The sequence below is a fragment of the Nonomuraea sp. NPDC050547 genome (assembly GCF_044457345.1).
Lineage (GTDB): Bacteria > Actinomycetota > Actinomycetes > Streptosporangiales > Streptosporangiaceae > Nonomuraea.
This window is the reverse complement of the sequence record NZ_JBITGW010000037.1, coordinates 42,491-56,947: the sequence shown is the minus strand read 5'-3', so window position 1 is coordinate 56,947 and position 14,457 is coordinate 42,491. Positions and strand designations below refer to the sequence as shown.

Below are 14,457 nucleotides of genomic sequence, written 5' to 3'. Positions count from 1 at the left end.
TTGTGGGGGGCGGGGGGGGGGGGGTTGGTGTTGACGCGGCCGGCTGCCGGGTTGCGCCCGGCCGCCCCCCCCCCCCCGGGGGTGGGGGGGGGGGGGGCGGGGGGGGCGCGCCCCGCGACCACGGTCGTCTGCCTCGGGTTGCCGCCGGAGGACGAGGGTGAGGGATACGACCGTACGCATCTGGAGCTTCCGGACAATCAGCGGGCGCTGCTCGACGTCGTGGCCGCCACCGGGACGCGGGTGGTCGTCGTGCTGTCCAACGGCGGTGTGGTCAGGGTGGCGGACTGGGATGGGGCGGCCTCGGCCGTACTGGAAGGATGGTTGCTCGGACAGGCCGGCGGCGGCGCGATCGCCGACGTCCTCTACGGCGCGGTCAACCCGTCCGGGCGCCTGGCCGAGACCATCCCGCTGCGCCTGGAGGACACCGCCTCCTACCTCGACTTTCCCGGCGAACTCGGCACCGTCCGCTACACCGAGGGCGTCTTCGTCGGCTACCGCTACCACGACGCGCTCGACGCGCCGGTCAGCTACCCGTTCGGGCACGGCCTGTCTTATACCGAGTTCGGCTACTCCGACCTCGATGTCCACACCCGCGGCTCCGGCGAGGAGCTCGTCGTCCGCGTCAGCGTCCGCATCACCAACCTCGGCGACCGGGCCGGCCAGGAGGTGGCGCAGGTCTACGTCGCCGCCCCCAGCCACGACGTCCGCCGCCCCGCCCGCGAACTGCGCGCCTTCCGAAAAGTCCCTCTAGAGCCGGGTGCCTCCACGACCGTGCGCTTCTACCTCTCCTTCCGCGACTTCGCCTACTTCCATCCGGTACGGCGGCGCTGGACCATCGACCCGGGCACCGCCACCATCCACGTCGGCGCTTCCTCCCGGGACCTGCGGGTCGCGGCCACGGTGGAGATGGAGGGCACCAAGCAGCCGCTACCGGCGGCCATCACCCCTGATTCGCCCTTGGCTGATTGGCTTGCGGCACCGGGTGGGCTGGACGTGCTGCGACGGGAGATGCGACCGCCTGCCGAGACCGGGCAGTCCCATTCGCGCTTTCTCACTGAGCCGGCTCTGCGGATGGCCGGGTCGGTGCCGGTGCGGCGGCTCGCCCGGTTCCCCGGGGCCTATTTGGATCCGGAGCGGTTGGACAAACTGGCTGACGAGGTGAATGAACGGGCGGGCTGGTGAAACCGTTCCCCTGCTGAGGTCGACCGCGAGCCGCGCTCCCACCCGGCGGCGCTCTCCACACGGCGCTCTCCGCGTGAGGCGAAGTAGCGGCTTGGGTCCGGCCGACGCGAGCCGGCCGGTGCTGTAGGTGGGGCCCGACCGGCACGTCCGGAACCGGGTGACCGGGGCCGGGCGGTGAGGGAGCCGGTCGGGCACGTACGCGTCGGGAATCACCCGGTGATGGAGTCCAGGTAGGCGTCGAGCGCCCCAAGCAGGTCGAAGTCCGACTCAATGAGCCACTGGATCTGCAGACCATCGAGCACAGCGATCAGCAACGGCCCGTTCACCGGCCGGGTGATCTCCCCATTGGCACGGGCCTTGGCCAGCGTGGCCGAGAACAGCTCCCGACTCGTCCGGTACCGCTTGACGAAGAAGTCATGCGCGGGATGCCCGGGATCGGTGGCCTCAGCCGAAAGCGTCACGAACAGCCGCATGACCCCGGGATCGGCCATGTTCCGCACCATCAGCTCGCGAACGGCCAGCCGAAAGCTCCCCAGCTCGGCCCACGTCTGCTCGAACCAGGGGACGTCCATGTCGGTCCGCTGCTGAAGCACCTCGGCCAGCAGCTCTTCCTTGGACGGAAAGTAGTGCAACACTCCAGCCAGCGTCAGCCCAACCTCCGCCGCCACGTCTCGCATCGACGCGCCCCGGTAACCACGGACGCTGAAGAGCTCTCGGGCCGCCTGAAGGATCTGCATCCTCCGGGCGATCCCCACGGCGTACGGTCGTTTCGACGGCATACCCGCCACCCTAACAAATCAACCAACCGATAGGTCGTTTTTCCGCTCCAGCACAACTCCTGGCCAGCACCGCCCCGGCGCAACTCCCGGCCGACACCGCCCCGCCCCGCCACAACTCCCGGCCGACACCGCCCCGCCCCGGCCGACACCGCCCGCCGGTGTTCCGCTCGGTCGACACCGCGCCTCCACGGTTGCCGCTCGGCCAGCACGCGCATCTCGGTGAGCACATCCGAACAGCCGCCCTCCCCAACCGCTCGCCCTCCCCGCGCGGCCAACCTCCCCGCCCGCCCAGACACCAGAACCCCAACAACCCCGTTCCGACATGACGCCCAACCACCGCCACCGAGCCGTGAGCCCGCAAGCCTGCGAAGCACCCGCGAACCCACCAGAATCACACGCCGGCGCCCATGGGACGCGGAACCACCTCGCTCCTGGCGAGGCCTATCGCGTGATGCTGTCGAGGTAGGCGTCCAAGGCGGTCAGAAGGTCGAAGTCCGGCTCCAGCAGCCACTGCACCTGCAGCCCGTCCAGCACGGCGATCAGCAACGGCCCGCTCGCGCCCTCCACCACCTCGCCCCGCTCCTGAGCCTTGGCCAGCGTGGCCGAGAACAGCTCCCGACTCGTCCGGTACCGCTTCGCGAAGAAGTCGTGCGCCGGATGCTGGGCATCAGCGGCCTCGGCCGACAACGTGACGAACAACCGCATGACCCCGGCCCGCCCCATGTTCCGTACCTGAAGCTCCCGCACCGCCAGCCGGAAGCTCCCCAGTTCAGCCCACTTCTCCTCGAACCACGGAATATCGATGTCATCACGCTGCTGAAGCACCTCAGCCAGCAGATCCTCTTTGGACGGGAAGTAATGCAACACCCCCGCCAGGCTGAGCCCCACGCGCGCGGCCACGTCCCGCATGGACCCACCGCGATAGCCCCTGACGCTGAACACCTCACGAGCGGCCTCGAGAATCTGCTCCCTGCGAGCCACCCCGACGGCATAGCGCCTCTTGGCTACCATGCAACAAACCTTACCAAAAATTACCTATCAGTAGGTAGGTTTTCCCAGCTACCAAGCACTCGGTAGCTTTCTCCCCGCCGCCGGGCAGGGTCCGCGTGCACCCAACCAAGCGCGTACCGCGTCCACCCACCCCAGCGGGTACCGCGTGCACTCACCCGGCGCACCGCATGCGGCCCCTGGGTCGGACGGGGTCAGGGCTGGGGGAGGGGGACTTTGCGGGCGGCCAGGTCGGCGGCGGCGCGGGCGGCTACTTCGCGGGTGATCGGGTACGCGGCGAAGGCCAGGGCGCCGACGATGCCGATGGCGGCCGGGATCAGGCTTTGGGCGTACAGGATGCCCTGGATCGCTTCTGAGCCCTGGGCGACGCCGCCGCTGCGGTAGCCGGTGGCGGCCAGCGTGTACGCGAGCAGGCCGCCGCCCACACCGCTGCCCGCCTTGGTGGCGAACGAGGTCATGGCGGCGAGGGAGGCTTCGGTGCGGAAGCCGTACCGCCACTCGGTGTAGTCGGCGAGTTCGGCGAGCAGGACCAGACCGAGCGCCACGGCGCCGCCGAAGCCGAAGCCCGTCAGCGCGAAGCAGGCGATCACGGGCAGGGGCGTCGGCGGGACGGCCATCAGCAGGGCGAGGCCGGCGATGGAGACGGCGAGGCTGAGGAGGTACCAGGGTTTGGCGCCGTGCCGCCTGGCCATGACGGGGACCACGATCGCGCCGATGACCATGGGCACGGCCATGACCAGGGCTGCGGCGGAGAGGTAGGCCTGGTCGCCGATGTAGTAGAGGAAGAAGAACGGCATGGCGGCGGTGAGGGAGCCGCTGGCCGCCTGTACCGCCACTTTTGAGGTGAGCAGGATCGGGACGGCTCGGTGGGCGAAGAAGACGCGGCGTACATCGGACAGCCGGTAGCGCTCCGGCGACAACGGCTTGACGCGCTCGCGCACGCGCACCGCCATGACGGTCACCAGGACGCAGCCCACCAGGGCGATCATGCTGACGTACGTGAGCCAGCCGCCCGTGCCGCCCCCGAGCGCCTTGACGATCGGCAGCGTAGCGCCGGTGCTCAGCGCCGCCGCCAGCAGGCCGGTGAGGCCGACGATGCTCGCGAGCTGACTTCTGGTACGCGCGTCGCCGGCCACCACGGGCAGCAACGACGTCAACGGGATCTGGAACAGGTCGAGCAGGAGGCCCCACAGCAGGTACGTGATCCAGGCGGCGAGCAGGGCGTTCGGGAACCAGGCGGGGGCGGCGAAGAGCGCCACCAGGCAGACGGCGCAGAGGATGCCGCCGATGAGCACGTACAGGCGGAACCGGCCCCACCGAGTGACTGGTAGGTGGTCGACGAGGTAGCCCATGATCGGATCGCTCGCGCCGTCGACGATCCGGGCCACCAGCATCAGGGTGCCGACGGCTGCGGCGCCGATGCCGACCACGTCGGTGAGGTACAGCAGGAGGAAACCGGAGGCCGCGCCCATCAGCGCCCCACCCGCGACGCCGCCGAAGAAGGCGAGCTTTTCCACCAGACCGGGCCGGTCTTCCATGCGCCCTCCAAAAACCTACCAACTGATTGGTAGCAGACAGGCTAGGTGAGCTATGTCATTCCGGTCAACGCCCCAAAACCACGCTTTCTCAAGACCTTCGAGAGGGTACGGCTGCCGCCTGCGGGGGCGGATCGCGTCGGCCCACGGCAGGTCGCGCAGAGCCCTTCGCGGCCCTTCGCGGCCCTTCGCGGCCCTTCGCAGCGAAGGTCTTTGCGCTACAGGTGTGACCTGCAAGCACAGAGGATCCCGGGGCTCAATGCTTGTGTATGTCACCCTGGAGCGTGTTGCGAGCCTTCTAGGGCTGCACCCGGGCGGCAGGCCCCCACCGGGGCGTGGGGGCCGCGCCCCCACTCAACACAGCCTGAGCCCCAGGCGCGAAGCGCCCCATGCGAAGCCCTCGCCCTTTGAGCCGGGGCGTGGGGGCCGCGCTCCCACTCAACACAGCCTGAGCCCCAGGCGCGAAGCGCCCCATGCGAAGCCCTTGGGTCCAAGCGCGAAGCGCCCCATGCGGAGCCCTTGAGCCCAAGCGCGAAGTGCCCTATGCCAAGCCCTTGGCCGTGCCGTCCGCCCCCGGCCAAGGGGTGGTCCAGTGGTAGGTGCCGGATGGGATGTCGAAGGGGGGCGTGTGGGGGAGGGTGACCTGGGCTGTGGTGTTCGGGGGGATGGTGGCGTTGGTGGTCATGGTGTTCCTGGTCAGGGTCCAGGAGAGTTCCACCCTTCCGTACGGGGTGCGGAGGGTCGCTTTCGCGTGTGTCAGATTCGCGCCCGGACGGGGGGCCAGCAGGATGCGGCGGTAGCCCGGCGCCGCCGGGGCTATTCCGGCCACCACGCGGTGCAGCCAGTCGGCCACCGCGCCGAACGCGTAGTGGTTGAACGACGTCATCTCGCCCGGGTTCACGGTGCCGTCGGGCAGCATGCTGTCCCATCTCTCCCAGATCGTCGTGGCGCCCATGGTCACGGCGTACAGCCAGGACGGGCATTCTCGCTGGAGCAGCAGCCGGTACGCGGCCTCCACCTGCCCGGCCTCGGTCAGGGCGTCGCACACCTCCGGGGTTCCGAGGAAGCCCGTGGCGATGTGGTGGCCGCCGTCGGCGAGTACTCGGGCCAGCCGTTCACCGGCGAACGTCCGCTGCTCCCGCGTGGGAAGCAGGTCGAAGCGCAGGGCGAGCGCGTAGCCGGTGGCCGAATCCCCCAGCACCATTCCCTCCGGCGAGACATAGGCGTCCGCGAAGGCCTGCCGGACTTGGGCGGACAAAGCGGTGTAGGGCCCGGCGTCCTGTCCCAGCACCGCCGCCGCCTCCGCGACGACCCTGGCGGAGTGCGCGAGGTAGGCGGTGGCGACAACCTCCTTGGGTGTACGCCCGTCGCCCGGCTTGTCCGGCGGCGCGGCAGGGTCCAGCCAGTCGCCGAACTGGTAGCCGCTATCCCAAAGCCGCCCATCACCCGCCAGCTCCGCAACATGGTCGACATAGCGCCGCATGCTGGGGAACTGCCGCTCCAGGAGCCCGGCGTCGCCGTACCGCTGAAAGAGGGTCCAGGGGACGAGGACGGCGGCGTCGCCCCACCCGGCGGCGGCGATCACGGCGCGCTCCCCCAGCACGTTGGGGACCACGACGGGAACGGCACCGTTCGGCGCCTGTTCGGCGGCGAGGTCGCCCAGCCAGGAGGTGAGCATCCCGGCGCAGTCGTGCAGGAAGGCGGCGGCGGGGGTGAAGACCTGGAGGTCGCCGGTCCAGCCGAGGCGTTCGTCGCGCTGGGGGCAGTCGGTGGGCAGGTCGAGGAAGTTGCCGCGCATGCTCCACACCACGTTCTCGTGCAGGCGGTTGACCAGCGGGTCCGAGCACTCGAAGTGGCCGGTGCGCTCCATGTCGGTGTGGCAGACGACGGCGCGGACCAGCGCCGGGTCCACGGGTCCTTCGACGGAGGCGTAGCGGAAGCCGTGGAAGGTGAAGCGCGGTTCCCAGACCTCTTCCGCGTCGCCGCGCAGGATGTAGACGTCGGTCGCGGCGGCGGTGCGCAGGGGGCGGATGGACAGTTCACCGCCCTCCAGCACCTCCGCGTGGCGCAGGACGACGCGCTCGCCCGCCTGCCCGCGTGCGGTGATGCGCAGGCGGCCGACGAGGTTCTGGCCGAAGTCGAGGATGGTCTGTCCCGACGGCGAGGTCAGGATCTCTTTCGGGGCGAGTTCCTGGGTACGGCGCACCGGCGGGCCGCTGGGAGCCACCAGCGTGGACAGGTCGTGCTCCAGCGTGTCCACGGGGCGCCATCCGGTGGGGGTTCGCAGGCGGGCGTCGTGGGTCTCGCCGTCGTAGATGCCGCTGGCCAGGATGGGGCCGGGGGCGCACTGCCAGTCGGGGCCGGTGCCGTACCGCTGGACGGTGCCGTCGGTGTAGGTGATCTCCAGCTGGGCCAGAAGCGCGAGGCGCTCGCCGTAGACGGCGACGGTACCGCCCTGGAAACCCAGGCGGCCCCGGTACCAGCCCTCTGCCAGGATCGCGCCGAGCGTGTTGGGGCCGGGGCGCAGGAGCGTGGTGACGTCGTGAGTCTGGTAGCGCAGGCGGTGGGTGTAGCTGGTCCAGCCGGGCGCCATGACGTGGTCGCCGACCGTGACGCCGTTGAGCTCGATCTCGTAGACGCCCAGGGCGGTGGCGTAGAGCCTGGCCGACGCTACGGCGGGCCGTACCGTGAACACGCCGCGCAGGAGTTGCTCCTCGCCCGGCGGCGCGACGAAGCGCGCGGTCCAGTCGGCCGGGCCGAGCAGGCCGGCCTCGGCGACGGCGGGCGGGCTCCAGTCCGTCCACGCGCCCTCCGCGTCGCGCACGCGGACGCCGACCTCCACGCGCTCGCGGGCGGCCAGCGGCGCGAACGGCCACGGGACCAACACCGACTCCGCCGACTCGACCAGGACACGCTCGCCCCGGGCCGATATCTCGTAGGCGCTCTGGCGCCATCCTGGGCTTTCGCTGTCAACGGTCCAGGAGAGTCTCGGACGGCTTTCGCCCAGGCCAAGAGCCTCGTCGAGGTGTTCGAAGCGGGGAGCTGCGATGTCCATGAGGCATGCTTACTTACAACTAAGTAAGTTGTCCATATGAAGAACCGCAAGGAGGAGATCGCGGCCGTGGCCGCCGAACTCTTCGCCCGCACCGGCTTCCGCGGCACCGGAATGACCGAGATCGCCCAGCGTGTGGGCATCACCGAGCCGGGGCTGCTCTACCACTTCCGCAACAAGGAGGGCCTGCTGCGCGCGGTCATCGAGTGGCGCGACGGCAGGAGCCTCGACTTCGCCCGCGAGGCGGCGGCGCTCGGCGGGCTGGACACGATCCGCGAGATGCCCGCCTTCGCCCGGCGCAACCGGGAGGAACGCGGGCTGACCAAACTGTTCGCGGTCCTGGTGGCGGAGAATCTGGAGCCCGGCGCGCCCGCGCACGAGTACTTCCGCGAGCGCTACCGGGCGATGCGCGCCCTGGTGGCCGCAGCGCTGCGCGCGGGCCAGGAACGCGGCGAGATCCGGGCGGACCTCGACCCGGAGGGCAAGGCGGCCGAGATCATCGCCACGCTCGACGGCCTGGCGACCCAATGGCTGCTGGATCCCGAGCAGGTGGATCTGGTCGAGCGCATCGAGGCGTACGCGCTGTCGCTCCAGCGCGATCTGCCCTAAACCCAGAGGGCGTGCACCTCCGCACGGTGGTCCTCCACGACCGCCGATTCGGCGTCGAAGACCATCGTCGGCCGGGTCGAGGGGTTCCACGCGGGCCAGCCCGGCTCCCCGGTGATGGCGAAGCGCACCCACGCCGCGTGCATCTCGTCGGCCAGGCCCTGCGGCGGGTTCTCCCCCACCATCCAGCGCGACTCGGGCATGGCCAGCGCGTCGAAGACGAACGGGATCTCCATGGCGTGGGCCGCGCCCAGGTCACGCTCGGGCGAGCGCCAGGCGAACTCGTACAGCCACGTGCGCCCGATCGGCCGCCCCTCGGCCAGGCGGCGGTTGGCCAGCCGTACCAGGCGGTCGGTGAGCACGAGCCCGAACACCTCGCCCGGCTTGGCTCCCTGATACAACGCCTTGTAGCCGCGCCAGATCCGCCCTTTCACCCCCATCTTGAGCATCGCCAGGCGGGCCATCAGCGGCCCCATACGGTCGACGCCGCCGGTCGGCACGAACCACAGCCGGTACTCCTCCGTGGTGTGCCCGATCAGCACCTCCACCTCGGGGTCGACGTTCTCCTCCGGCGGCCCGGCGACCAGCTCGCCGTCGATCACGGGCCCCAGCTCGGGCCCGCCGGCCAGGCCGCTCCTGCTCATGACCGCGGCCTGCGCGTCGAGCAGCCGTTCCTGGTCCACGTCGGCGAAGGCGGCGGCGGTGGCGGGCACGCCGAGGCGGCGCGCGATCTGACCGGTCGCCTTTCTGACGGCCGCGCGATGGCCGGCGGCCGGCCCGCCGCTCTGGATGATCGCCCGGTTCAGCAGCCGCCGGGCCGCCGGGATGCCGAGCAGTACCCCGAGGTCGATCGCGCCGGCCGACTCGCCGAAGACGGTGACGTTGTCCGGATCGCCGCCGAACGCCTCGATGTTCTCCCGCACCCAGGTCAGCGCGGCGATCTGGTCGAGCAGCCCGCGGTTGTCCGGCGCGTCGGGGAAACTGGCCCAGCCCTCGACGCCCAGGCGGTAGTTGATCGCCACCATCACCACGCCGTCGCGGGCGAACGTGCTGCCGTCATACAGGGGGACGGCGTTGGAGCCGTTGCGGTTGGAGCCGCCGTGGATCCACACCATGACCGGGCGCCGCCCGTCGAGGCCGGGCGTCCAGAGGTTGAGGTTGAGGCAGTCCTCGCCCGGGATGGCCACCTCGGCGAGGATCTCGTCCAGCGGCGGGCGGTAGCCGCGCTTGGCCGCCGTGGGGCCGTTGGCGAGCGCGTCGCGCACGCCCTCCCACGGTGGGGGCGGCTCGGGCGCGCAAAAGCGCAGCTCGCCGAAGGGCGGTGCGGCGTACGGCACGCCGCGGAAGACGGCGACGCCATCCTCCAGCAGGCCGCGCAGCTTGCCCGGCCGGGTCTCGACGATGATCTCCATGGCGCCTGCCTTCAGCGATAAGGGCGGTGGCTCCATTTTCCTGGAACCTCGTTCTACCGGCACTGGGCCATAGACACGGCTTTCCGGTCAGGGTTTGGGCGCTGGCACAAGTCGGTGGCCGATCAGGGCGGCGTACAGGGCGGCCACGTCCCCGGGGCGCTCCAGCGACCGGCCGGTGAGGCGTTCGATCCTGCTCAGCCGGTTGCGGACGGTGTTGCGGTGGCAGTAGAGCCTGCGGGCCAGCTCTGACGTGGACTCGCCGCTCTCCATCCACGCCGACAGCACCTCCAGCAGGGCCCCGGCGTCGGGGCGGTCGAGTACCGGGCCGAGCACCGCGGCGGTGACCCGTTCCGCCAGGTCGGGGGCTGCCGCGACGAGCGCGCCGATCGGGCGGCTGTCCACGGTGGCCGCCTCCCTGCTGCCCGGCGGCAGGCCCGCCCACACGAGCCTGGCCAGGCGGAAGGCGGCGGCGGTCTGCGGCAGCCGTTCGTAGGGGGCGCTGATCCCGATCCTGCCGCGCCCGGCCAGCGCCGCCCGCACCGCGCCCGAGTCGGCCACGATGCCCACCTGGTCGTCGGCGCGCAGCCGCCACGCGCCGCGCAGCCCGATCGTGGACAACGGCACCGCCGGGTCGGCCACCACGCACACGTACGGCCCGCGCGCCGGCAGCCCGAGCGCGTGCGCGCTGCCGCCCAGCACGCTCCAGTCGGTGACCCGCCCCTCGATCAGGGCGTCGAGCAGCACCTGGCGCTCGCGCTCGTCCTGCCTGGCCAGCTCCAGCATGGCCTCGTGGTAGCTGTCGGTGACCGCCACGGAGTAGCCGTCGATGAGCGACCAGACCTCGGTCATCGAGGTGGCGAGCGTCTCGACGGGGTAGCCGGGGTCGGCCATGGCCCGCGCGACCAGGCTCTCCCAGACCACCCGGAACCCGATGCGGTAGGCGTGCAGCACCGTGCCGAGCGGCACCCCCTGCCCGGCCCGGCGGCGCGCGGTCTCCCTGGACACCACGGCTTTGACCGGGCGCTGTTCCGCCAGGTCGAGCAGGTGCTCGTCGAGGTTGCGCCGGTTGTACTCGCGCACCTCGGCCAGCCGTTCCTCCGGCATGGCGGCGTAGGTCTCGTCCTCGGCCACGATGGCGGCGAACATGCGGTCGGCGAGCCCCTGCACGTCCTCCAGCAGCTCGGCGGCCAGGCGCGCGATCCGTGGGTCACCCATGCGCGGCAGCATAACGGCCACCCCTTGTGCCCCCGCACATGAGAGCAGGTCAGCGGCATGCCGCACCGCACGTCAACAGCGCGATGCGCTGCCCACCGCAGGTCAGGACCAAAGGTCAGCGCTGCGGGTCAGCGGGTCATGACGGTGGCGATCGAGTTCACGACGGTCGCGCGCCACTCGCGCGAGGAGGCCAGCATCCCGGTCAGGGTGTGCGAGCCGTGGACGTGCCCGGGGAACTCGCGGAAGGTCACCGGCACGCCCGCCTCGGCCAGCCGCGCGGCGTAGCGGCGGGCGTCGCCGGCCAGCGGGTCGCACTCGGCCGAGAGGATCACCGCGGGCGGCAGCCCGGCCAGGTCGGCGGCGTGCAGCGGCGAGGCGATGGGGTCGGTGGCGTCGTGCCCGGACAGGTAGGTGCCCACGCACCACTCCAGCTCCGGCTTCGTCAGCACGTGCCCCTCGGCGTAGGTCTCCACGGTGGGCGAGGACATCGTCAGGTCGAAGGCGGGGATCTCCATCACCTGGATCACCGGCATCGGCCCGCCCCGCTCCTTGGCCAGGAGCGACACGGCCGCGCTCAGGTTGCCGCCGGCGCTCTCGCCGCCCACGCCCACCCGCGTGGGGTCGAACCCGAACCGCCCGGCCTGCTCGACGGTCCACTCGAAGGCGCGGTAGCAGTCCTCGGCGGGAACGGGGAAGGGGAACTCGGGCGCCAGCCGGTAGTCCACGTTGACCACCACGACGCCGGCGCCCGCGGCGATGGCGCGTGAGCGGCGGTCGCTGTCGTCGATCGTGCCCATCAGCCAGCCGCCGCCGTGGAAGAGCACCATCGCCCCGGCGTTCTCCTCCGCGGGCCGGTAGACGCGGACGGTGATCTCGCCGTCCGGGTCGGCGACCTTGACCTTCTCCTCGAAGACCGTCGCGATCTCGGGCTCCACCTGCACGTAGTCGCCGTAGGGGTCGGCCCCCTCCGCCTTGCGCTCGGCGTTCATGCGGCGCCGGGCGACGGGGTCGTGGGGCGCCGGAGGCTGGGAGTGGATCATGGCGATCAGGGGGGCGATCTGCGGGTCGACGGGCATGTGAACTCCTCGGATCGGCATCGTTACCAAAAGCCTACCAATTGATAGGTAGTTTTTGTTAGCCTCGCCACACCCCCATCCGAGGAGGTTCCGATGCCGAGATCTCGCGGGACGGCCTTGGCGGCCGCCGCCGTCGCCCTCGCAGTCGCGGGCACCGCATGTTCAGGCGGCGCTGCCGAACGCGCCGCCACGGCGGAGCGCATGCTCACCCTGGCCGTAGCGGCCGACGTCTCGTCCTGGGACCCAGCCGTCGGCGCCGGGGGCAACTCCCTGGGCTACCTGCAGGCCGTCTACTCGTCCCTGACCACGCTCAACGCCGACTTCTCCGTCTCGCCCGGCGTGGCCACCACCTGGGCCTACGACCAGCCCAAGACCACGCTGACCATGACCATCCGCGACGGCCTGACCTTCTCCGACGGCACCCCGCTCGACGCCGCCGCGGTCAAGGCGAACCTGGACCGCGGGCTGAGCACACCGGGCGCCACCCAGTCGGCGCTGGCCGGCATCGCGAGCGTCGAGGCCACCGGCCCGGCCGAGCTGATGGTCAAGCTCAAGAAGCCCGATCCCGGCCTGCTCTACCAGCTCTCCATGGTCCCCGGCATGATCGCCAGCCCCAAGGCCTTCGCCACGCTCAAGACCAACCCGGTGGGCAGCGGGCCGTACGTGCTGGACCTGAACGCCAGCACCCGCGGCACGTCCTACACCTTCACCCGCAACCCCAAGTACTCCCTGCCGGCCACGTTCGGCTTCGACAAGCTGGTGATGAAGGCGCTGCCCGACACCAACGCGATGGCCAACGCCGCGCTCAGCGGCCAGGTCGACGCCGGCGGCGTGCCCATGGCGAGCCTGCCGCAGGTTCAGGGCGCGGGCCTGGAGCACAGGAAGATGCCCGGCCTGATCATGGGCATGTGGATCGTCGACCGCGCGGGCATGCTGGCTCCCCCGCTGGCCAAGCTCAAGGTACGGCAGGCCGTCAACCACGGTCTCGACGCCGAGGGGATACTCAAGGCGGTCGACAAGGGCAACGGCGACCGGCGCACCCAGATGTTCGCCGCCGGCACCCCCGCCTACGTGGCCGCGCTCAACTCCCGCTACCCCTACGACCCGGCCAAGGCGAAGCGGCTGCTGGCCGAGGCGGGCTATCCGGACGGCTTCGAGCTCACCCTGCCCAGCGAGAACACCTACGTGCCCGCGCTGTACCCGATCGTCGCCCAGCAACTGGGCCAGATCGGCATCAAGGTGAAGTACAAGCCGGTCTCCAGCAACCTGATCACCCAGCAGTATCTGGCCGGCACCTACCCGGCCTTCATGTACACCTACACCGCCACCGAGAACTGGCTGGACGCCTCGCTGTTCCTGGCCAAGGGCGGGGTGTTCAACCCGTTCCACGTGGAGGACCCGGTGGTCGCCAAGCTCATGGACCGGATCGCCGTCGCGGAGGAGGCCGAGCGCGGCAAGCTGTTCCAGGAGCTCAACACCTATGTGGTGGAGCAGGCGTGGTTCGCCCCGCTGTACGCCGCCACCAACCTCATGGTGTGGAAGAAGGACAAGGTCAGGATCGACGCCGCCGCCGACCAGATCTTCGTCTTCCTGCGCGACTACCACCCGGTGGGCTGAGGTGCTCAGGCTGCTGTCGCGGCGGCTGATCGCGGCGGGCGTCCTGCTCGTCGTGATCACCGCGCTCACCTCGCTGCTCACCACGCTGGTGCCCGACCCCACGCACAACCTGCTCGGCATGACGGCCACGGCCGAGCAGATCGCCGCCAAGCGGGTGGAGCTCGGGCTGGACCGGCCGGTCAGCGTGCGCTACCTGGACTGGCTGGGCGGGGCCGTACGGGGGGATCTGGGGGTGTCGTGGTTCACCGGGCTGCCGGTGGTCGAGACGATCACCGCCCGGCTGCCCATCACGGTCTCGCTGGCGGTCATCGCGACGCTGGTCTCGGCGGTGACCGGCATCGCCTTCGGCATGGCGGCGGCGCTGCGGCGCGGCTGGCTGGACCGGGCGCTGCAGGTCGCGGCGGCGCTCGGCTTCGCCGTACCGGGGATGTGGGTGGCGTTGCTGCTGGTCATCGTCTTCGCGGTGCAGTTGAGGTGGCTGCCGGCGACCGGGTACGTGGCGTTCGCGGAGAGCCCGGCCGACTGGGCGCGTTCGCTGCTGCTGCCGGTCGTGGCGATCGCCGCAGGGTCGGTGGCGGCCGTGGCGGCGCAGACCCGCAACGCGGTGGCCGCCGTGCTGAACCAGGACTACGTGCGCACGCTGCGCGGCCGGGGCCTGCCTCGGCGCCGGCTGCTGCTGCGCCATGTGCTGCGCAACGCCGCGCCCACCGCGCTGACCGTGGTCAGCCTGCAGTTCATCGGTCTGCTCGGCGGGGCCATCATCGTCGAGCAGATCTTCGCGATCAACGGGCTCGGCAGCCTGGCCGCCGCCGCATCCAGCCGCTCCGACATCCCGGTGGTGCTGGGCGTGGTGGTGGTCGGCGTGCTCATCGTGCTCACCGTCAACCTGGTCGTCGACCTGCTGGTGAGCTGGCTCGACCCGAAGGTGCGCACCCCATGAGCGGAACTCTCCCGGGCCCGAAGGCTGCGCCCCTC

Annotated in this window: 11 protein-coding genes; 4 read left to right on the top strand and 7 right to left on the bottom strand. The window is 71.1% G+C overall.

Annotation, left to right across the window (positions count from 1 at the left end; translation table 11 throughout):
• The first annotated feature begins 27 nt into the window (after positions 1–27).
• The gene (locus ACIBHY_RS53090) at positions 28–1,182 is read left to right on the top strand and encodes a glycoside hydrolase family 3 C-terminal domain-containing protein (protein WP_397310864.1); all 1,155 of its coding nucleotides are present in this window, start codon (positions 28–30) and stop codon (positions 1,180–1,182) included.
• A gap of 209 nt (positions 1,183–1,391) precedes the next feature.
• Here ACIBHY_RS53090 and ACIBHY_RS53085 read toward each other — a convergent pair whose 3' ends face one another.
• The 4 genes from ACIBHY_RS53085 to ACIBHY_RS53070 form a co-directional block, all read right to left on the bottom strand.
• Positions 1,392–1,919: a TetR/AcrR family transcriptional regulator gene (locus tag ACIBHY_RS53085; protein ID WP_379610431.1), complete on the bottom strand. Its 528-nt coding sequence runs from the start codon at positions 1,917–1,919 to the stop codon at positions 1,392–1,394.
• Positions 1,920–2,402: 483 nt separating this feature from the next.
• Positions 2,403–2,972, bottom strand: a complete 570-nt coding sequence (locus ACIBHY_RS53080) for a TetR/AcrR family transcriptional regulator (protein ID WP_184960145.1) — start codon at positions 2,970–2,972, stop codon at positions 2,403–2,405.
• A gap of 191 nt (positions 2,973–3,163) precedes the next feature.
• Positions 3,164–4,507 (bottom strand): MFS transporter, encoded by a 1,344-nt coding sequence (locus tag ACIBHY_RS53075; RefSeq protein WP_397310863.1) that lies wholly within the window; start codon positions 4,505–4,507, stop codon positions 3,164–3,166.
• A 538-nt stretch (positions 4,508–5,045) separates the two neighbouring features.
• Positions 5,046–7,559: a family 78 glycoside hydrolase catalytic domain gene (locus ACIBHY_RS53070; protein ID WP_397310862.1), complete on the bottom strand. Its 2,514-nt coding sequence runs from the start codon at positions 7,557–7,559 to the stop codon at positions 5,046–5,048.
• 36 nt (positions 7,560–7,595) lie between these two features.
• Between ACIBHY_RS53070 and ACIBHY_RS53065 the strand changes: the two genes are divergently transcribed.
• Positions 7,596–8,165 (top strand): TetR/AcrR family transcriptional regulator, encoded by a 570-nt coding sequence (locus ACIBHY_RS53065; protein WP_397244567.1) that lies wholly within the window; start codon positions 7,596–7,598, stop codon positions 8,163–8,165.
• Here the strand turns inward: ACIBHY_RS53065 and ACIBHY_RS53060 are convergent.
• The 3 genes from ACIBHY_RS53060 to ACIBHY_RS53050 form a co-directional block, all read right to left on the bottom strand.
• A complete protein-coding gene (locus tag ACIBHY_RS53060) occupies positions 8,162–9,574 on the bottom strand; it encodes a carboxylesterase/lipase family protein (protein ID WP_397310861.1) in 1,413 nt (470 codons plus the stop codon). The genes ACIBHY_RS53065 and ACIBHY_RS53060 overlap by 4 nt on opposite strands.
• Before the next feature lie 87 nt (positions 9,575–9,661).
• Positions 9,662–10,789 carry a PucR family transcriptional regulator gene (locus tag ACIBHY_RS53055; RefSeq protein WP_397244572.1) on the bottom strand — a complete coding sequence of 376 codons (1,128 nt, stop codon included), beginning with the start codon at positions 10,787–10,789 and terminating at the stop codon, positions 9,662–9,664.
• Between the two features lie 128 nt (positions 10,790–10,917).
• Positions 10,918–11,865 (bottom strand): alpha/beta hydrolase, encoded by a 948-nt coding sequence (locus ACIBHY_RS53050; RefSeq protein ID WP_397244575.1) that lies wholly within the window; start codon positions 11,863–11,865, stop codon positions 10,918–10,920.
• Positions 11,866–11,958: 93 nt separating this feature from the next.
• Between ACIBHY_RS53050 and ACIBHY_RS53045 the strand changes: the two genes are divergently transcribed.
• On the top strand, positions 11,959–13,482 hold the full coding sequence (locus ACIBHY_RS53045; RefSeq protein ID WP_397310860.1) for an ABC transporter substrate-binding protein: 1,524 nt from the start codon (positions 11,959–11,961) through the stop codon (positions 13,480–13,482).
• Position 13,483: 1 nt separating this feature from the next.
• On the top strand, positions 13,484–14,422 hold the full coding sequence (locus tag ACIBHY_RS53040; RefSeq protein ID WP_397244579.1) for an ABC transporter permease: 939 nt from the start codon (positions 13,484–13,486) through the stop codon (positions 14,420–14,422).
• Positions 14,423–14,457 lie beyond the last annotated feature (35 nt).